Below are 18,729 nucleotides of genomic sequence, written 5' to 3' on the forward strand. Positions count from 1 at the left end.
TTAGGGGGCGCGGCGATTTCGCCGCGCCACCAGAATCAAATACGCCGGGCGGCGTAACGCTTGAGCATGCTCGGTACGTCGAGGATCAGCGCAATGCGCCCGTCACCGGTAATGGTGGCGCCCGACATGCCCGGGGTGCCCTGGAGCATCTTGCCCAGCGGCTTGATGACCACTTCTTCCTGGCCCACCAGTTGATCGACGACGAAGCCGATACGCTGGGTACCCACCGAAAGGATCACCACATGGCCCTCGCGCTGCTCTTCATGAGCGGCCGAGCTGACCAGCCAGCGCTTGAGGTAGAACAGCGGCAAGGCTTTGTCACGCACGATCACCACTTCCTGACCGTCGACCACGTTGGTGCGCGACAGGTCGAGGTGGAAGATCTCGTTGACGTTGACCAGCGGGAAGGCGAACGCCTGGTTGCCCAGCATGACCATCAGGGTCGGCATGATCGCCAGGGTCAGCGGCACCTTGATAACGATCTTCGAGCCCTGGCCCTTGGTCGAATAGATGTTGATCGAGCCGTTGAGCTGGGAAATCTTGGTTTTCACCACGTCCATGCCCACGCCACGCCCGGACACGTCGGAGATCTCGGTCTTGGTCGAGAAGCCCGGGGCGAAGATCAGGTTGTAGCACTCGGTCTCGCTCAGGCGATCGGCCGCGTCCTTGTCCATCACGCCACGCTTGACCGCGATGGCACGCAGCACGTCGGCGTCCATGCCCTTGCCGTCATCGGAGATCGACAGCAGGATATGGTCGCCTTCCTGTTCGGCCGAGAGTACCACCTTGCCGCCACGGGACTTGCCTGAGGCTTCGCGCTCTTCCGGGGTCTCGACGCCGTGGTCGACGGCGTTGCGCACCAAGTGCACCAACGGGTCGGCCAGGGCCTCGACGAGGTTCTTGTCGAGGTCGGTTTCTTCACCGACCAGTTCCAGGTTGATCTCTTTTTTGAGCTGCCGGGCCAGGTCGCGAACCAGGCGCGGGAAACGCCCGAAGACCTTCTTGATTGGCTGCATGCGGGTTTTCATCACCGCGGTCTGCAGATCGGCGGTGACCACGTCGAGGTTCGACACGGCCTTGGACATAGCCTCATCGCCGCTGTTCAGGCCCAGGCGCACCAGACGGTTACGCACCAGCACCAGCTCGCCGACCATGTTCATGATCTCGTCGAGCCGCGCGGTATCGACCCGTACGGTGGTCTCGGTTTCGCTGGCGGGATGCTTCTCGGCAGCCGGAGCGGCCTGGCGTGCCGGTGCAGGCGCCGCAGCCGGTGCTTTGGCCGCAGGGGCTGGCGCAGCGGCCTTGGCGGCAGGTGCCGGCGCAGGCTTGGCTGCAGCTTTGGCTGGCGCCGCGACAGCAGCAGGTGCGGCAGTGGCTACGGCGTCCGGAGCGAACTTGCCCTTGCCGTGCAGCTCGTCGAGCAGCGCTTCAAATTCATGCTCAGAGATGTGATCGCCAGCCGCGGCAGGCGCGGCGGCCTCCACAGGCGCGGCAGCGGCGCCCGGCAGTGCATCGACGGCAAAGGTACCCTTGCCGTGCAACTGGTCGAGCAGCGCTTCGAATTCGTCATCGGTGATATCGCCGCTGGCGTCGCCCGCCGCAGCGGCCGCAACCGGTGCTTCACCTGCAGCGCCGAGGTTGTCGGCGGCGAACTGGCCCTTGCCGTGCAACTGGTCAAGCAGCGACTCGAACTCGGCGTCGGTGATTTCGTCAGTGGCAGGCTCGGCCACCTGGGCTTCGGCCTCGGCCTTGACCGCATTGAGCGAGTCGAGCAGCTGTTCGAATTCGGTGTCGGTAATGTCCGCCTCGGCCTCGGCCGCTGGCGCTTCAACCACCTCGGGCTCAGCGGCAGGGGCTGCCACTTCGTCTTCCCCGGCAGGCTCGGCCAGGCGCGACAGCGCCGCCAGCAGCTCGGGGGTGGCCGGGGTGATATCGGTGCGCTCGCGCACCTGGCCGAACATGCTGTTGACCGTGTCCAGGGCTTCCAGGACCACGTCCATCAGTTCGGAGTCGACGCGCCGGGCACCCTTGCGCAGGATGTCGAACACGTTTTCGGCGATATGGCAGCACTCCACCAGCTCATTGAGCTGGAGGAAGCCGGCGCCCCCTTTTACAGTGTGAAAACCGCGAAAGATCGCATTGAGCAGGTCGGCATCATCCGGACGGCTTTCCAGCTCGACCAGTTGCTCGGACAGTTGCTCAAGAATTTCGCCGGCTTCTACCAGGAAATCCTGAAGGATTTCTTCATCGGCGCCGAAGCTCATTAAACGTGCTCCCTAAAAACCCAGACTGGACAGCAGATCGTCGACATCGTCCTGACCGGACACAACGTCTTCACGCTTATCGGCATGAATCTGCGGACCTTCACCCCGAGTCGGATGTTTTTCTTGATCTTTTTCAGCGCGCAGCTGCTGGTGGTCATGTTCGATACCGGCAAAACGGTCGACCTGACTTGCCATCAGCACGAGCTTGAGCAGATTGCTTTCTACTTCGGTGACCAGCGTCGTGACGCGTTTGATCACCTGGCCGGTCAGGTCTTGGTAGTCCTGAGCCAGAAGGATGTCATTGAGGTGGCTGGCGACCTTGCGGTTGCCCTCCTCGCTGCGCGTCAGGAAACTGTCGACACGCTTGGCCAGCTCACGAAACTCCGGCGCCGCCACTTCACGACGCATGAAACGCTGCCAGTCGACGCTCAGCGCCTTGGCTTCATCGCTCAATTCGTTGAGTACCGGCGTGCTGGCCTCGACCAGGTCCATGGTGCGGTTGGCCGCGCCCTCGGTCAGCTTGACCACGTAGGACAGGCGTTCGGTCGCATCAGTGATCTGCGACACTTCCTCGGCCTGCGGCATGTGCGGGTCGATCTGGAAGCTGACGATCGCGCTGTGCAGCTCGCGGGTGAGTTTGCCGACTTCCTGGTACAGGCCAAGGTCACGGGTCTGGTTCAGCTGATGGATCAGTTGCACCGCGTCGCCGAACTTGCCTCGTTCAAGGCTGTCGACCAGTTCCCGGGCGTGCTTCTTGAGTGTCGACTCAAACTCGCCCAAGGATGATTGTGTTTGCTCCATAGCGCCCCCGTGGCGTACCTCAGCTATTGACGCGCTCGAAGATCTTTTCGATCTTTTCTTTCAGCACCTGGGCGGTGAACGGCTTGACCACGTAGCCGTTGACCCCGGCCTGGGCGGCTTCGATGATCTGCTCGCGCTTGGCTTCGGCAGTCACCATCAGCACCGGCAGGTGTTTCAGACGCTCGTCGGCACGCACCTTGCGCAGCAGGTCGATACCGGACATGCCAGGCATGTTCCAGTCGGTGACCAGAAAGTCGAAATGGCCGCTTTCCAGCATCGGCAGCGCAGTGGTGCCGTCATCGGCTTCCTGGGTGTTGGTAAAGCCCAGATCACGCAACAGGTTCTTGATGATCCGCCGCATCGTCGAGAAGTCGTCCACGATGAGGATTTTCATGTCTTTGTTCAATTAGACCTCCAAGCAGTCTTTAACGCGTTCAGCGCGGAACGCGCATTCAATCAATTCGGCACTACATTTCACGACTGCATCGAACCTTTGTTCAACGCGCCCGCCATTCCCCCAGGCGACCACGCAAACGTGCCGCGCACTGGCTGTGCAACTGGCTGACGCGCGACTCACTCACCCCCAGGACCTCACCGATCTCCTTGAGGTTGAGTTCTTCGTCGTAGTACAGCGCCAGGACCAGACGTTCGCGTTCCGGCAGGTTGGCGATGGCATCGGCCAAGGCTGCCTGAAAACGCTCGTCTTCCAGATCGCGCGAAGGCTCGAGCTGGGCACTGGCACCGTCCTCGTGCAGGCCTTCATGTTCGCCGTCCTGCAACAGGTCGTCGAAACTGAACAGGCGGCTGCCCAGGGTGTCATTCAAAATCCCGTAATAATCATCGAGACTCAATTGAAGTTCGGCAGCAACCTCGTGATCTTTAGCGTCGCGGCCGGTTTTTGCTTCAATTGCACGAATCGCGTCACTGACCATGCGGGTATTGCGGTGTACCGAACGCGGTGCCCAGTCGCCCTTGCGCACTTCATCGAGCATGGCGCCGCGGATGCGGATGCCGGCGTAGGTCTCGAAACTGGCCCCCTTGCTCGCGTCATACTTGTTGGCAACTTCGAGCAGGCCGATCATTCCGGCCTGGATCAGGTCCTCGACCTGCACACTGGCCGGCAGACGTGCCAGCAGGTGGTAGGCGATGCGCTTGACCAACGGCGCGTAACGCTCGATCAGCTCGTACTGGGCGTCACGCGAAGCCTTGCTGTACATCCGATAACCGCTGGCGTTCATAGCACCGGACCCGCACTCGTCGGTTGCACCAGACGCTCGACGAAGAACTCCAGGTGCCCCCGTGGGTTGGCAGGCAGCGGCCAGCTATCGACCTTCTGGGCAATGGCCTTGAATGCCAGCGCGCACTTGGAACGCGGGAAGGCTTCATAGACCGCTCGCTGCTTCTGCACCGCCTTGCGCACGCATTCGTCGTAAGGCACCGCACCGACGTATTGTAAGGCGACATCGAGGAAGCGATCAGTGACCTTGGTCAACTTGGCGAACAGGTTGCGCCCTTCCTGAGGGCTCTGGGCCATGTTGGCCAGGACGCGGAAGCGGTTCATGCCGTAATCGCGGTTGAGCAGCTTGATCAGGGCGTAGGCGTCGGTGATCGAGGTGGGCTCGTCGCATACCACCAGCAGCACTTCCTGGGCGGCGCGGACAAAACTGACTACCGAGTCACCGATACCCGCAGCGGTATCGATCACCAGCACGTCGAGGTTGTCGCCGATCTCGCTGAAGGCCTGGATCAGGCCGGCGTGCTGGGCCGGGGCCAGGTGCACCATGCTCTGCGTACCCGAGGCCGCCGGCACGATGCGCACACCGCCGGGGCCTTGCAGCAGCACATCGCGCAGCTCGCAACGGCCTTCGATGACGTCGGCCAGGGTGCGTTTGGGCGTCAGGCCCAGCAGCACGTCGACGTTGGCCAGACCCAGGTCGGCGTCCAGCAACATGACCCGACGGCCAAGCTCAGCCAGCGCCAGCGACAGGTTCACTGACACGTTAGTCTTGCCGACGCCACCTTTGCCACCGGTCACGGCGATCACCTGTACGGGATGCATGCTACCCATGTTTGTTCTTTACCTTGTCTTACTTAGACCGAGGCCACATGACTGGGCTGCGCTTTCAACACCTGAAAAATGCCTGGCAGACCATTGATGTAGGTACTTTGCAACGTATTCATATTCACCTCAGCCCACGCGTTTTCCGGAGCTGTGGTAGAGATCAGCGAACATGTCGGCCATGGCCTCTTCGCTGGGCTCGTCCTGCATCTGCACGCTCACTGCGCGGCTGACCAACTGGTGCCGGCGCGGCAGGTGCAGGTCGTCAGGAATGCGCGGGCCATCGGTAAGATAGGCCACCGGCAGTTCGTGACTGATTGCCAGGCTCAATACTTCGCCGAGGCTGGCGGTTTCATCTAGCTTGGTCAGGATGCAACCGGCCAGGCCGCAGCGCTTGTAGCTGTGGTAGGCGGCGGTCAGCACCTGCTTCTGGCTGGTGGTTGCCAGCACCAGGTAATTCTTGGCCTGAATCCCGCGCCCGGCAAGGGTTTCTAGCTGCATGCGCAGCGCCGGGTCGCTGGCTTGCAGGCCGGCGGTGTCAATCAGCACCACGCGCTTGCGCAGCAGCGGGTCCAGGGCCTGGGCCAGCGACTGGCCCGGGTCAACGTGGGTAACCGAGACGTTGAGGATCCGCCCCAGGGTCTTGAGTTGCTCCTGGGCGCCGATGCGGAAGCTGTCCATGCTCACCAGGGCCAGGTTCTGCGCGCCGTACTTGAGCACGTAGCGGGCGGCGAGCTTGGCCAGGGTGGTGGTTTTGCCCATGCCGGCCGGACCGACCATGGCAATGACACCGCCTTCTTCGATCGGTTCGATTTCCGGCACTTGAATCATGCGCGCCAGATGCGCCAGGAGCATGCGCCAGGCGTGACGCGGCTCTTCGATTTCGGTGGTCAGCTCGAGCAGTTCGCGGGCAATCGGCCCCGACAGGCCGATACGCTGCAAGCGCCGCCAGAGGTTGGCCTGCTGCGGCTTGTTGCCCTGCAACTGGCTCCAGGCCAGCGAGCCAAGCTGCACTTCAAGCAGTTCGCGCAAGCCCGACAGTTCCGAGCGCATCGAATCGAACAGGCGCGGATCAATCGGCGCGGCTGGCGCAGCAGGGGCTGCCGGCGCTTCGACCTGCGGGTCGACCAGCGGCTCGGACGCGGTCAGCGGCAAGCCGGCAAACAGCTGGCGGTTGGCGTCTTCGCTCTCGCTGCGGCTGCTCAGTTCGGCCTGGGCCGTGACGATGCGCGACTGGGTCTTGCGCAGCTCGTCTTCGAGTTCGACATTCGGCACCCGCGGCGCAAGAGCGGACAGCTTGTAGTCCAGCGCAGCCGTCAGTTCGACACCGCCGGCAATCCGACGGTTGCCAATGATGGCGGCATCAGCCCCCAGCTCATCGCGAACCAGCTTCATGGCCTGACGCATATCGGCGGCGAAAAAACGCTTAACTTGCATAACCCACTACCTCAGCCGTTCGGGCCCACTGTGGCGACGATGGTAACTTGCTTGTTGTCAGGTATTTCCTGATACGCCAAAACATGCAAATTCGGTACAGCCAGGCGACCGAAGCGCGACAGCATGGCTCGTACCGGTCCTGCGACCAGGAGGATCGCCGGCTGCCCTTGCATCTCCTGACGCTGGGCGGCTTCGATCAACGAACGCTGAAGCTTTTCGGCCATGCTCGGCTCCAGAAGAACACCGTCTTCCTGGCCTTGCCCAGCCCTTTGCAAACTATTGAGCAAAATCTGTTCCAATCTTGGCTCAAGGGTGATCACTGGTAGCTCGGACTCAACGCCGACAATGCTTTGCACGATAGCGCGACACAATCCGACGCGCACTACGGCCACCAACGCGGCGGTATCTTGACTCTTGCCCGGGTTGTTGGCGATGGCCTCGGCAATGCTGCGAATGTCACGCACCGGAACCTGCTCGGCGAGCAGCGCCTGCAGGACCTTGAGCAGCCCCGACAACGAAATGACGCCTGGCACCAGCTCCTCGGCCAACTTGGGCGAAGCCTTGGCCAGCACCTGCAACAGCTGCTGCACCTCTTCGTGACCAATCAGCTCATGACAGTGCTTGTGCAGGATCTGGTTGAGGTGAGTGGCGACCACGGTACTGGCGTCCACCACGGTGTAGCCCAGCGACTGCGCCTGGCTGCGCTGGTTGACGTCGACCCACACCGCTTCCAGGCCAAAAGCCGGGTCGCGGGCGGCAATGCCGCTGAGGGTACCGAACACCTGCCCGGGGTTGATCGCAAGCTCGCGGTCCGGGTAGATCTCGGCTTCGGCCAGGATCACCCCCATCAGGGTCAGACGGTAGGCACTGGGTGCCAGGTCAAGGTTGTCGCGAATATGCACCGTGGGCATGAGAAAGCCCAGGTCCTGGGATAGCTTCTTGCGCACGCCCTTGATCCGCGCCAGCAACTGGCCGCCCTGGTTGCGGTCCACCAGGGGGATCAGCCGGTAGCCGACCTCAAGGCCGATCATATCGATCGGGGTGACGTCATCCCAGCCCAGCTCCTTGGTTTCCATGGCGCGCTGGGGCGAAGGCAGCAGGTCCTGCTGGCGCTGCACCTCTTCCAGGGCCTTGAGCTTGACCTGGTTCTGCTTGCGCCACACCAGGTAGGCACCACCACCGGCCAGCAGGCCGAGGCTCAGGAAGGCAACGTGCGGCATGCCCGGCACCAGGCCCATGACGATCATCAAGCCAGCGGAGACCGCCAGGGCCTTGGGTGAATCGAACATCTGCCGGTTGATCTGCTTGCCCATGTCCTCGGAGCCCGAGGCACGGGTAACCATGATCGCCGCTGCGGTGGACAGCAACAGCGATGGCAGCTGCGCCACCAAACCGTCGCCGATGGTCAGCAGGGCGTAAACCTTGCCGGCGTCGGCAAAGGTCATGTTGTGCTGGAACATACCGACGGCCATGCCGCCGATCAGGTTGATGAACAGGATCAGCAGGCCGGCGATGGCGTCACCGCGAACGAACTTGCTGGCACCGTCCATCGAGCCGTAGAACTCGGCCTCGCCGGCCACTTCGGCACGGCGCGCCTTGGCCTGGGCCTGGTCGATCAGACCGGCGTTGAGGTCGGCGTCGATGGCCATCTGTTTGCCAGGCATGGCGTCGAGAGTGAAGCGCGCGCTCACCTCGGAAATACGCCCGGCACCCTTGGTCACCACCACGAAGTTGATGATCATCAGGATCGCGAAGACCACGATACCGACCACGTAGTTACCGCCGATCACCACCTCGCCGAAAGCCTGGATCACCTTACCGGCGGCCTCATGGCCGTCATGGCCGTGGAGCATCACCACCCGCGTGGACGCTACGTTGAGGGCCAGGCGCAACAATGTCGCCACCAGCAGGATGGTCGGGAACGCAGCAAAGTCCAGCGGGCGCAGGGCATACACGCAGACCAGCAGGACCACGATCGACAAGGCGATGTTGAAGGTGAAGAACACGTCGAGCAAAAACGGCGGGATCGGCAACATCATCATTGCCAGCATCACCAGCAGCAACAGCGGCACACCCAGGTTCCCCCGGCCTAGGCCGACCAGGTTACTACGGGCACTGTTGATTAACTGAGAGCGATCCACCGGTATTCCTCGTTAGCTCAAGCAAAACTTTGACGCGCGTGAGGCGCGCAGCGCTGCCTTTGCAAGAAGCTTTCCAACTTTGCTGAACGAGGTGGTTTGAATGACGCGGGACTGCTGCGCAGCCATCGCCGGCAAGGCCGCCCCCACAATGAATCCGTAGGCTTGATCAGGAATCGCGGCGCAAATCCGGCGGAATCGGCAAATCCTTGAGCGGCTCCGGAGGCTTGCCCTTGCCGGCGCGGTACTGGCGGATCTGGTAGACGTAGGCCAGCACCTGGGCTACCGCCAGGTACAAACCGGCAGGAATCTCTTCCTCAAGCTCGGTGGAGTAGTAGATCGAGCGCGCCAGCGCCGGCGATTCGAGCACCTGGATCTTGTGCTCGTTGGCGATTTCGCGAATTTTCAAGGCAATGAAGTCGGCGCCCTTGGCCAACAGCAGCGGCGCCGAGCCCTTCTGCGGATCGTACTTGAGCGCCACGGCATAGTGGGTCGGGTTGGTGATGATCACATCCGCCTCGGGGATCGCCGCCATCATCCGCCGCTGCGAGGCCTCGCGCTGCAGCTGGCGAATGCGCTGTTTGACCTCGGGCTTGCCTTCGGAGTCCTTGTACTCGTCGCGCACTTCCTGCTTGGTCATCAGCAGCTTCTTGTGTGCCTGCCAGAGCTGGATCGGTACGTCCACCGCAGCAATGATCAACAGGCCCGCCGCCATCCACAGCGCACTCCAGCCGACCACCTGCACGCTATGGATGATCGCCTGCTCCAACGGCTCGTTGGCAATCGCCAGCAGGTCGTCGCGGTCAGCCGACAGCACCGTCAGGGCGACGATGAGAATCATGAAGAACTTGGCCAGTGCCTTGAGCAGCTCGGACAAGGCATTGACCGAAAACATCCGCTTGATCCCCGACAGCGGGTTCATGCGACTGAACTTCGGCGCCAGCGAGCTACTGGAAAACAGGAAACCACCCAGCGACACCGGGCCGATAATTGCCGCGATCAACAGCACCAGCAACACCGGCTGAGTGGCCAACAAGGCCATCTTGCCCGAGGCCATGAGGAAAATACCCATCGAGCGCTCATCGATGAGCACCTCGCGCGACAAGGTGAAGTTGCTGCGCATCAGCTCCATCAGGGTTTGCGCCAGGCCACCGCCAAACGCCAGCAGCGCCCCCGCACCCGCCAGGGTCACCGCCACCGTGTTGAGTTCTTTGGAGCGGGCAATCTCACCCTTCTCGCGCGCGTCCTTCTTGCGCTTCTCCGTGGGGTCTTCTGTTTTGTCCTGACCGCTTTCGCTCTCTGCCATGCTCAGCGCGCCCGTGCCAGTTCACGCAGCCATTGCAAAGCCTCGGAGGCCAGCGACTGATAGTGAGGAAGAATATCGGCCAGAGTGATCCAGAAGATCACCAACCCCAGCACCAGGGTCAGCGGAAAGCCGATGGAAAAGATGTTCAACTGCGGCGCCGCCCGGGTCATCACGCCAAAAGCAATGTTGACCACCAGCAGCGCGGTAATCGCCGGCAACACCAACAGTAGCGCCGCACCCAGCACCCAGCCCAGGCGCCCGGCCAGGTCCCAGAAATGATTGACCAGCAAGCCGCCGCCCACCGGCAAGGTGGTAAAGCTCTCGGTCAGCACCTCGAAGACCACCAGGTGGCCGTTGATGGCAAGGAACAGCAAGGTCACCAGCATGGTCAGGAACTGGCTGACCACCGCGACGTTGACGCCGTTGGCCGGGTCGACCATGGAGGCAAAGGCCATGCCCATCTGGATCGCGACGATCTGCCCGGCGATGACGAATATCTGGAAGAACAGCTGCAGCGCCATGCCGAACACAGCGCCAATGATGATCTGCTCGGCCACCAGCAACATCGTCTTGAGATCCAGCGACTCGACCACCGGCATTGGCGGCAAGCCAGGGACGATCACCACGGTAATCGCCAGGGCGAAATACAGACGAATACGCGTCGGCACCAGGGTCGTACCGAAAATCGGCATAGTCATCAGCACCGCCGTGACGCGAATCAGCGGCAGGATGAAACTGGCCACCCAGGCGCCGATCTGCGCATCGGTAAGCTCGAGCATCGCCGGGTCAGCCGATCAGTTGCGGAATGCTGCCGTACAACGACAGGATGTATTCCATGAATTTCTGCACCAGCCACGGGCCGACCACGATCAGCGTCACCAGCATCACCAAAAGGCGCGGCAGGAAGCTCAGGGTCTGTTCGTTGATCTGCGTGGCGGCCTGGAACATCGCAACGATCAGGCCCACCAACAGGCTCGGCACCACCAGGATGGCGACCATCAGGGTGGTCAGCCACAGCGCATCGCGAAACAGGTCGACAGCCACTTCAGGGGTCATGGACTACTTCTCCTCGCGGCGTCAGACGCCGCCGAAACTGCCGGCCAAGGTACCCATGATCAGCGCCCAGCCATCGACCAGGACGAACAGCATGATCTTGAACGGCAACGAGATGATCAGCGGCGACAACATCATCATACCCATGGCCATCAGCACACTGGCCACCACCAGGTCGATGATCAGGAACGGAATGAAGATCATGAAACCGATCTGGAACGCGGTCTTGAGCTCCGAGGTGACGAAGGCCGGCACCAGGATGGTCAGCGGCGCCTGATCCGGGCTGGCAATGTCGGTGCGCTTGGACAGGCGCATGAACAGGTCCAGGTCGCTCTCGCGGGTCTGCGCCAGCATGAAGTTCTTCAGCGGCGCCTGGGCCTTGCTGATCGCATCCTGGGCGCTGAGCTTCTCCGCCAGGTACGGCTGCACGGCCTCCTGGTTTATCCGATCGAACACCGGCGCCATGATGAACAGGGTCAGGAACAGCGCCATGCCGTTGAGGATCTGGTTCGACGGCGTCTGCTGCAGGCCCAGGGCCTGGCGCAGAATGGAAAAGACGATGATGATGCGGGTGAAGCTGGTCATCAGCACGACGAACGCCGGAATGAAGCTCAGCGCCGTCATGATCAGCAATATCTGCAGGCTGACCGAGTATTCCTGCTGGCCGTCAGCCCCACTGGACAGGGTGATAGCCGGAATCGACAGTGGATCAGCCGCCAGGGCCAGCGGCGCTGCCAGCATCAGCAGCAGCGTCAACATCATGCGCAACGCGCCCATCACGACCTTCCCTTCTGATCCTTGCCCATCAGCTCCATCAGCCGCTGGGCGAATTCCGGTGTTGCCTGGCGCGCACTGGCGGGCACTTCAATCGGTTCGGCCATGACATGCAGGGCTTCAATAGTGCCCGGCGAATGACCGATGAGAATCTGCGCCTTGCCGACCTGGACCAGCAACAGGCGATCCCGCGGCCCCAGCGAACGAGTGCCGAGGATTTCGATGACCTGACCACTGCCGGGCGCGGCGTTCTGTACCCGGCGCAATAGCCAGGCCAGGACGAAGATCAGCCCCAGCACCAACAGCAGGCCCAGTACCAGCTGGGTCAACTGCCCTGCCGCGCTGCCACTGGCAGCCGGCGCCAGCACCGCAGCCGCCGGCTGCGTGGTCGCCAGGGCAACATCCACATACAGGCCGCTAACCAGGGCCAGGCCGTTGCGCAGGAGCCTGCTCACTCAGCGCAGCTTCTTGATGCGTTCGCTTGGGCTGATCACGTCAGTCAGGCGGATGCCGAACTTTTCGTTGACCACCACCACTTCACCGTGAGCGATCAGGGTGCCATTGACCAGCACGTCCAGCGGCTCGCCGGCCAGGCGGTCGAGCTCGATTACCGAACCCTGGTTGAGCTGCAGCAGGTTGCGGATGTTGATCTCGGTGCTGCCCACTTCCATGGAAATGCTCACTGGAATGTCCAGGATCACATCCAGGTTCGGGCCATCGAGGGTGACCTGTTCGTTGCTGCGCGGCGAGCTGCCGAACTCTTCCATGGCCAGGCGGTTGGACGCCGGTGCGCTGGCGGTGTCGGCGGCGAGCAAGGCGTCGATGTCGGACTGGCCGGCGTCGCCGGTTTCTTCCAGGGCCGCAGCCCACTCATCGGCCAGGGCCTGGTCCTCCAGGGAGGTGATGTCGTTTTCGTTAGCCATTTTGTCCTCGACGGGCAATCAATTCGGAGTTGGAACCACGAGCGCCTCAGCGGCGCTCGATCGGATCGATAATCTGCAGGGCCAGGTTGCCCTTGTGCGAACCCAGCTTGGCCTTGAACGACGGCACGCCGTTGGCCCGCAGGATCAGCTCTTCCGGCAGCTCGACCGGAATCACGTCGCCCGGCTGCATGTGCAGGATGTCGCGCAGCTTCAACTGGCGACGGGCGACCGTGGCGCTGAGCGGCACGCTGACGTCCAGCACGTCTTCGCGCAGGGCTTTGATCCAGCGCTCGTCCTGGTCGTCCAGGTCGGACTGGAAACCGGCATCGAGCATTTCGCGCACCGGCTCGATCATCGAGTACGGCATGGTCACGTGCAGGTCACCGCCACCGCCATCGAGCTCGATGTGGAAGGTCGAGACCACCACCGCTTCGCTCGGCCCGACGATGTTGGCCATGGCCGGGTTGACCTCGGAGTTGATGTACTCGAAGTTGACCGGCATGATCGCCTGCCAGGCTTCCTTGAGGTCGACGAAGGCCTGGTCCAGCACCATGCGCACTACGCGTAGCTCGGTCGGCGTGAACTCGCGACCTTCGATCTTGGCGTGACGACCGTCGCCGCCAAAGAAGTTGTCCACCAGCTTGAACACCAGCTTGGCGTCGAGGATGAACAACGAGGTACCGCGCAGCGGCTTGATCTTCACCAGGTTCAAGCTGGTCGGTACGTACAGCGAATGCACGTACTCGCCAAACTTCATCACCTGCACCCCACCGACCGCCACGTCCGCAGAGCGGCGCAACAGGTTGAACATGCTGATGCGGGTATAACGGGCGAATCGCTCGTTGATCATCTCCAGGGTCGGCATGCGTCCACGGACGATCCGATCCTGGCTGGTCAGGTCATAACTTTTGACACTGCCGGGTTCGGCATTGCTTTCGGTTTGCACCAGACCATCGTCGACGCCATGCAACAAGGCATCGATTTCATCCTGGGACAGCAGGTCCTGCACGGCCATCTGGGGCTCCTACTGCAATACGAAATTGGTGAACAGCAGCTGGTCAACGACCGGCTTGCCGACTTCCTTCTGCGCCACTTCCTGGACACTGGCAGTGGCCTTCTGACGCAGCATTTCCTGGCCGACCGGGCTGGACAGGGTGTCAAAGCCCTGGCCCGAGAACAGCATGACCAAGTTGTTGCGAATCACCGGCATGTGCACCTTCAGGGCATCCAGCGCGGCCTGATCACGCCCCTGCATGGTGATGCTCACCTGCATGTAGCGCTGCCGGCCGTTCTGGTTGAAATTGACCACGAAGGCCGGTGCCAGGGGCTCGTAGATCGCCGCCGGCTTGAGGTTGGCCAGGGCCGGATCGACCGCCGGCTTGTCCTCGGACTTGTGCAGGAAGAACCAGGTGGCGCCAACCGACAGACCGATAGCCAGCAGCAATGCCAGCACCAACAGCAGGATCAGCTTGAGTTTGCCTGTAGCGGCGGGGTCTTTCTCTGCTTCGCTCTTCGCCATGCCAATAATCCGTCATTCATCGGAGATTTCAGTCACATGGCGAGGGTTGAGCAAGTGTTATGCCAGATTTGTCTGGAGGGTGATTGATCGCGGGCCAAGCCGCTCCTACAGGGGCTGTGGGAGCGGGCTTGACCCGCGATTCAGGCGTAGTAATCCACGGCGCTTGAGCCCACGACGGACTGCTGCTCGACCGCCATTGCACCCGGTGCGATTTCCCCGGACTCAGCGGATTCGGCAGCTTCATTGCGCCGCGCTGCCACGCCACTGAGCTTCGGCGTGTCCTGGGCGCCCTGCTGCTGGCCACCACGGGACTGATCGGCGACGTTGACGTCCGGCTGCCCCAGCCCTTGCTGGGCAAACATTTCCTTGAGTCGGCCAACCTGGTTCTCCAGCGCTTCGCGCACCCCGGCATGACCACTGACGAAGGTCACCTGGGCCTGCTGCTCCGGCGCCAGGTTGACGCGGATGTCCAGGCGCCCGAGCTCGGCCGGCTCAAGCTTGATATCCGCCGACTTCAGATTCTGGCTGGACAGGTACATCACCCGGTTGACCAGGCCTTCGGTCCAGCCACCCTGGTTCATCGCCAACGGCTGGTTCAAAGGCGCCGCCACCGGCACAGCGTTGGCGGTCTTGGCCGTGGCCGCCTGGGTCAGGCTGCTCAGGCGCTCGGCGAAGTTGTCGACGCGGGTATCGGCCGAAGCGCTCTTGAGATCTTTAAGACCATCGTCGATCAGGCCACTGAAGGCTTTTTCGCCCGGCTCACCCTGCTTGGCATCGGCTCCCGGCTTGTCGAGCAGGGCCGCCAGTGTATTGACGGCTGGCTGTGCGGGTGCCGCGTCAGGCTCGGCATTGCCCGCCTTGCCCGCAGCATGCGCCGACGTCGTGCCCTGGGCCTGAGCGCTCTGCTCAAGGGCCATGCGCAAGGCCGGCAGATCGGCCAGCGGATCGGCCTCAGGATCGAAATCGGGCTCTTTGGCTACCGGCTGACTCACCACGGCTGCCGCCTGCAACTGCGCTGCGGCCGCCTCAACTACTGGCGCCACGGCTTCAGCCTGGGCCTGGATCAACTGCGCTCCCGGCTGTGCATCGGTCACTTGCCCAGCCACCAGGCTGGGGTCGAGCAAGGTCGGGTCAGGCAACGGCGCCGGATCGACCTCGGCGCGGTCCTGGTCTTCAGGCAAGTTCTTGCCGCTGTCGGCAATCTTCGACGGGGCGGCGGTGGCGTCCTTGCCGCTGCTTGCGCCAGCAGCGGGTTTGTCAGGCACAGGCGTCTCGTTGGCGCCCGCAGTCGCCTCGCGGGACTGCTTGGCATATACATCGGAAAAGCCGGACGCCTTGTCGTTAGGGGCCTGCGGCGATTTATCCGGCGCGCTGGCAGCGGCGCGCGAAGGCTTCGCCAGGGCACTGGAATGCAACAGGGGATTGGAGGCGACAGGCATGTAGGAGTCTCCGCTACAAAAGTCGTAAACGTGAATTAGCGAAGACTACGCAAAACTCGCGCCAAGTTTGCCCTCATGCTCAACCAATCGACACCCGCTGGCGCTCATCGCGATACAGATCACGAACCGCTGCGTACTCGCGGTCGATCTGATTGATCAAATCCTCGATCCCTTGCAACGGGCCGTGATTGACCCGGTCTTCGAGCTGCCGGCACAACTCGGCCAGCGCCACGGCGCCCATGTTGCTGCTGCTGCCCTTGAAACTGTGCGCGGCACGCGCCACTTCGTCGGCGTTCTTCGCCTCATGCAACTGGCTGAGGCGTTTTTCGGAATCTTCAAGAAAGGTTTCCAGCAATTGCAGGTAGCCATCTTCCATGACCTCCTGCAGGTCGCTGAGCACCTCGCGATCGATGTGAATGTCGGACACTTGCTCACTCCTTGATCAAGTTGGATTATGCCAGAGCCTCCCAGGCGAACTCCACGCATGCGCGGCGCCCCTCGTCGGCCCATTCGGCACGCCGGCTCAACCGGCGTATGAGGCTCAGACCGCGTCCGCACAACCCTTGTTCGGACACAGGCCTTGCCAGCACTTTACTCACATTGAAGCCCTTGCCGCTATCTTCGACCTCAATAATCAGACGCCCGCCCTGCCGATCCGGCTCCACCCGCAGGTACACACGGATAAAGCCCTCGCTCAATGCTTGCAGGCGCTTCTCACGCATCTGGTAGTAGCTGGCAAAGCCGTGCGCATTGCGCTTGAGCGCCGAATCCAGACCCAGCACGCCGTGCTCCAGGGCGTTGGAATACAGCTCGGTGAGGACGCTGTGCAGCGCCCCGCTCTGGGCCCGCAGACCGTGTATCTCCTGTAGCAGTTGCAGCAGATAAGGTAATGGATTGAAACGCTTTAGCGTGTCAGCGCGAAACTCGAACTGTAACGACCAGTCCAGCGGGCTGGACTGACCACTGTCAGAATAGATCACCGGCAGCGGTGACAACTGCTGCGGCTCGACTACCTCGATATCCAACAGGCTGACGTCGTCTCGCGAGCGCCCGCGAAAGGCTTCCAACGCCTGCAGCACCTCTTCGAACAACAGCGCCGGCTGCCGATTGGCGCTCAGCACCCGACGCAAGCGCTCGACACCGAACAACTGGTCGTTGTCATCACTGGTATCGACCACCCCATCGGACAGCAAAAACAGGCGCTCGCCCAACGCCAGCGGCAGCACCTGCGTGGCGTCATCAAAGCGTTCCGGCGCCAGGATGCCCAACGGCAGATGACGCGACACCAGCGCCAATGGCTCCCCTCCGCCAGCAGGCAACAGATAGCCGTCCGGCATGCCGCCATTCCATACTTCGACCACCCGTCGCTGAAAGCTCAAGTTGAGCAGCAACGCACAACAGAACATATCCACCGGCAGAATGCGCTTGAGCTTGGCATTCATCTCGCGCAGGGTTTCGGCCAAGCCGTAGCCCTTGGCGGTCATACCGTAGAACACCTCGGCCAGGGGCATCGCGCCCACCGCGGCCGGCAAGCCGTGCCCAGTGAAATCACCCAGCAACACGTGCATGTCCCCCGCCGGCGTGAAGGCAGCCAACAGCAAGTCGCCATTGAACAAGGCATAGGGTGATTGCAGGTAGCGGATATTCGGCGCACTCAGGCAACCGGCATGCGCCACCTGGTCGAACACCGCCTTGGCGACCCGCTGTTCGTTGAGCAGATGACTGTGATGACGGGCAATCTGGTCACGCTGCTCCAGCACCGTAGCCTGCAGCCGGCGCATCCGCTCCATCGCCTTGATTTTGGCGGCCAGGATCACCGGACTATAGGGTTTTGCCAGAAAGTCGTCGCCACCTGCCTCCAGGCAACGGACCAACGCCTGCTCTTCACTCAACGAGGTGAGAAAGATGATCGGCACCAGCGCCTCGCCCGCCAGGGCCTTGATCTGCCGCGCCGCCTCGAAACCGTCCATCACCGGCATCAAGGCATCGAGCAGGACCATGTGCGGGCGCTGTGCGGCGAACAGCGCTACCGCCTGTTCGCCATCTTCGGCCGTGAGCACCTGATGCCCCTGCTTGCGCACGATAGTGGCGAGCAGCAAACGATCAGCGGCACCGTCTTCGGCGATCAGGATGGTGAGCGCCTCGAGGTCATGGGTGGTCTGGCTCAACTGATGTCGAACAGCTTGTCGAAGTTGGAGATGGCGAGGATCTTTCGCACATCGGAGCTGGTATTGACCACACGGATTTCCGAGTCATCACCCCCAACGTGATCGCGCAACAGCAACAGCATGCCCAGGGCCGAACTGTCGAGATAGGTTGCCTCCTTGAGGTCGACAACCACTGAATCCGGCCGGTGCTGCTCGTGTTCGTAGGCCTGGCGAAATTCCTGATGCTTGCCGAAGTCAAAACGTCCTTTGACTTTTATCGTCAGTTTTTTCCCATCCGGGGATACTTCAGATACAACTGCCATGTCGATGATTCCTTCCATTGCGACGATTGCAGACATCTAGAAGGTTTAGCAGCCCCACCCCCCGGCGGCAAGCTGCAACGACCAAGCGCGGATCAGTAGCGGTCGTGGCGCGGCAGGCGCTGGGACAGCTCATCGAGCAACTTCTGCTCACGCTTGTCCTCGATCATCCGCGCCTCATCGATGTAGCGCTGCACCAGTTTGCGCAAGCCTTCGACCCGCGCATAGGCCTGCTGCCAGGTACCACGGGCGTTTTTCAGGTTGTTCTGGTGCCAGGCCAGGCTCTGGCGCTGCTGGGTCATGGCCGCTTCCAGCTGACCGAGAAAGCTCTGGTAATTGACCAGCCAGCTGCCGGACACGCCCTGCCCGCCGCGGTCGATCCACTGCAACTGGTAGTCTTCGCGAAAGCGATCGAGTTCGGCGAGCTTGACCTGGGCCATGTTGACTTGCTGCTGGAACTGCCCCAGGCGCTGGGCGGCTTGGCGTTCGGCGTTTTCCGCCATCTCCACCACCGGCGCCAGACGCGCGGCACGGCTGGGCTGAGCCATA

The 18,729-nt window shown here is 62.1% G+C and carries 20 protein-coding genes; all 20 read right to left on the minus strand.

Annotated features, from left to right (window positions below; all coding sequences use genetic code 11):
* Positions 1 to 35 precede the first annotated feature (35 nt).
* Complete coding sequence (locus tag F8N82_RS17000) at positions 36 to 2,264, minus strand: chemotaxis protein CheA (RefSeq protein WP_038996364.1); 2,229 nt, start codon at positions 2,262 to 2,264, stop codon at positions 36 to 38.
* A 12-nt stretch (positions 2,265 to 2,276) separates the two neighbouring features.
* Positions 2,277 to 3,065 carry a protein phosphatase CheZ gene (locus F8N82_RS17005; RefSeq protein ID WP_038996365.1) on the minus strand — a complete coding sequence of 263 codons (789 nt, stop codon included), beginning with the start codon at positions 3,063 to 3,065 and terminating at the stop codon, positions 2,277 to 2,279.
* Positions 3,066 to 3,084: 19 nt separating this feature from the next.
* Entirely contained in the window at positions 3,085 to 3,459 is a 375-nt protein-coding gene (locus F8N82_RS17010; protein ID WP_038996366.1) for a chemotaxis response regulator CheY, read from the minus strand.
* A 103-nt stretch (positions 3,460 to 3,562) separates the two neighbouring features.
* On the minus strand, positions 3,563 to 4,303 hold the full coding sequence (fliA, locus tag F8N82_RS17015; protein ID WP_010225024.1) for an RNA polymerase sigma factor FliA: 741 nt from the start codon (positions 4,301 to 4,303) through the stop codon (positions 3,563 to 3,565).
* Positions 4,300 to 5,133 carry a flagellar synthesis regulator FleN gene (gene fleN / locus F8N82_RS17020; RefSeq protein WP_016393812.1) on the minus strand — a complete coding sequence of 278 codons (834 nt, stop codon included), beginning with the start codon at positions 5,131 to 5,133 and terminating at the stop codon, positions 4,300 to 4,302. Before fleN ends, fliA begins: the two co-directional genes overlap by 4 nt.
* Positions 5,134 to 5,253: 120 nt before the next feature.
* On the minus strand, positions 5,254 to 6,561 hold the full coding sequence (gene flhF / locus F8N82_RS17025; protein ID WP_038996367.1) for a flagellar biosynthesis protein FlhF: 1,308 nt from the start codon (positions 6,559 to 6,561) through the stop codon (positions 5,254 to 5,256).
* Between the two features lie 11 nt (positions 6,562 to 6,572).
* Complete coding sequence (gene flhA / locus F8N82_RS17030) at positions 6,573 to 8,702, minus strand: flagellar biosynthesis protein FlhA (protein WP_038996368.1); 2,130 nt, start codon at positions 8,700 to 8,702, stop codon at positions 6,573 to 6,575.
* A 166-nt stretch (positions 8,703 to 8,868) separates the two neighbouring features.
* Positions 8,869 to 10,005: a flagellar biosynthesis protein FlhB gene (gene flhB, locus F8N82_RS17035; protein ID WP_038996369.1), complete on the minus strand. Its 1,137-nt coding sequence runs from the start codon at positions 10,003 to 10,005 to the stop codon at positions 8,869 to 8,871.
* 2 nt (positions 10,006 to 10,007) lie between these two features.
* Positions 10,008 to 10,784: a flagellar biosynthetic protein FliR gene (fliR, locus tag F8N82_RS17040; protein ID WP_038996370.1), complete on the minus strand. Its 777-nt coding sequence runs from the start codon at positions 10,782 to 10,784 to the stop codon at positions 10,008 to 10,010.
* A 7-nt stretch (positions 10,785 to 10,791) separates the two neighbouring features.
* Positions 10,792 to 11,061, minus strand: a complete 270-nt coding sequence (gene fliQ, locus F8N82_RS17045) for a flagellar biosynthesis protein FliQ (RefSeq protein ID WP_038996371.1) — start codon at positions 11,059 to 11,061, stop codon at positions 10,792 to 10,794.
* Positions 11,062 to 11,082: 21 nt separating this feature from the next.
* On the minus strand, positions 11,083 to 11,835 hold the full coding sequence (gene fliP / locus F8N82_RS17050) for a flagellar type III secretion system pore protein FliP (RefSeq protein ID WP_038996372.1): 753 nt from the start codon (positions 11,833 to 11,835) through the stop codon (positions 11,083 to 11,085).
* Positions 11,835 to 12,287 (minus strand): flagellar biosynthetic protein FliO, encoded by a 453-nt coding sequence (gene fliO / locus F8N82_RS17055; RefSeq protein WP_095161943.1) that lies wholly within the window; start codon positions 12,285 to 12,287, stop codon positions 11,835 to 11,837. Before fliO ends, fliP begins: the two co-directional genes overlap by 1 nt.
* Positions 12,288 to 12,755 (minus strand): flagellar motor switch protein FliN, encoded by a 468-nt coding sequence (gene fliN / locus F8N82_RS17060; RefSeq protein ID WP_038996373.1) that lies wholly within the window; start codon positions 12,753 to 12,755, stop codon positions 12,288 to 12,290.
* 46 nt (positions 12,756 to 12,801) lie between these two features.
* A complete protein-coding gene (fliM, locus tag F8N82_RS17065) occupies positions 12,802 to 13,770 on the minus strand; it encodes a flagellar motor switch protein FliM (protein ID WP_010225006.1) in 969 nt (322 codons plus the stop codon).
* Between the two features lie 9 nt (positions 13,771 to 13,779).
* Positions 13,780 to 14,274 carry a flagellar basal body-associated protein FliL gene (gene fliL / locus F8N82_RS17070; RefSeq protein ID WP_038996374.1) on the minus strand — a complete coding sequence of 165 codons (495 nt, stop codon included), beginning with the start codon at positions 14,272 to 14,274 and terminating at the stop codon, positions 13,780 to 13,782.
* Between the two features lie 140 nt (positions 14,275 to 14,414).
* A complete protein-coding gene (locus F8N82_RS17075) occupies positions 14,415 to 15,713 on the minus strand; it encodes a flagellar hook-length control protein FliK (protein WP_038996375.1) in 1,299 nt (432 codons plus the stop codon).
* Between the two features lie 79 nt (positions 15,714 to 15,792).
* Positions 15,793 to 16,140: an Hpt domain-containing protein gene (locus F8N82_RS17080; RefSeq protein WP_038996376.1), complete on the minus strand. Its 348-nt coding sequence runs from the start codon at positions 16,138 to 16,140 to the stop codon at positions 15,793 to 15,795.
* A 25-nt stretch (positions 16,141 to 16,165) separates the two neighbouring features.
* Positions 16,166 to 17,881, minus strand: coding sequence for an ATP-binding SpoIIE family protein phosphatase (locus F8N82_RS17085; RefSeq protein WP_038996377.1), 1,716 nt, complete (start codon positions 17,879 to 17,881; stop codon positions 16,166 to 16,168).
* Complete coding sequence (locus tag F8N82_RS17090; RefSeq protein ID WP_038996378.1) at positions 17,878 to 18,183, minus strand: STAS domain-containing protein; 306 nt, start codon at positions 18,181 to 18,183, stop codon at positions 17,878 to 17,880. The genes F8N82_RS17085 and F8N82_RS17090 overlap by 4 nt, the downstream gene beginning before the upstream one ends.
* Positions 18,184 to 18,275: 92 nt before the next feature.
* Positions 18,276 to 18,728, minus strand: a complete 453-nt coding sequence (fliJ, locus tag F8N82_RS17095) for a flagellar export protein FliJ (protein ID WP_038996379.1) — start codon at positions 18,726 to 18,728, stop codon at positions 18,276 to 18,278.
* Position 18,729: the final 1 nt, after the last annotated feature.

The organism is Pseudomonas fluorescens (genome assembly GCF_902497775.2).
GTDB lineage: Bacteria > Pseudomonadota > Gammaproteobacteria > Pseudomonadales > Pseudomonadaceae > Aquipseudomonas > Aquipseudomonas putida_F.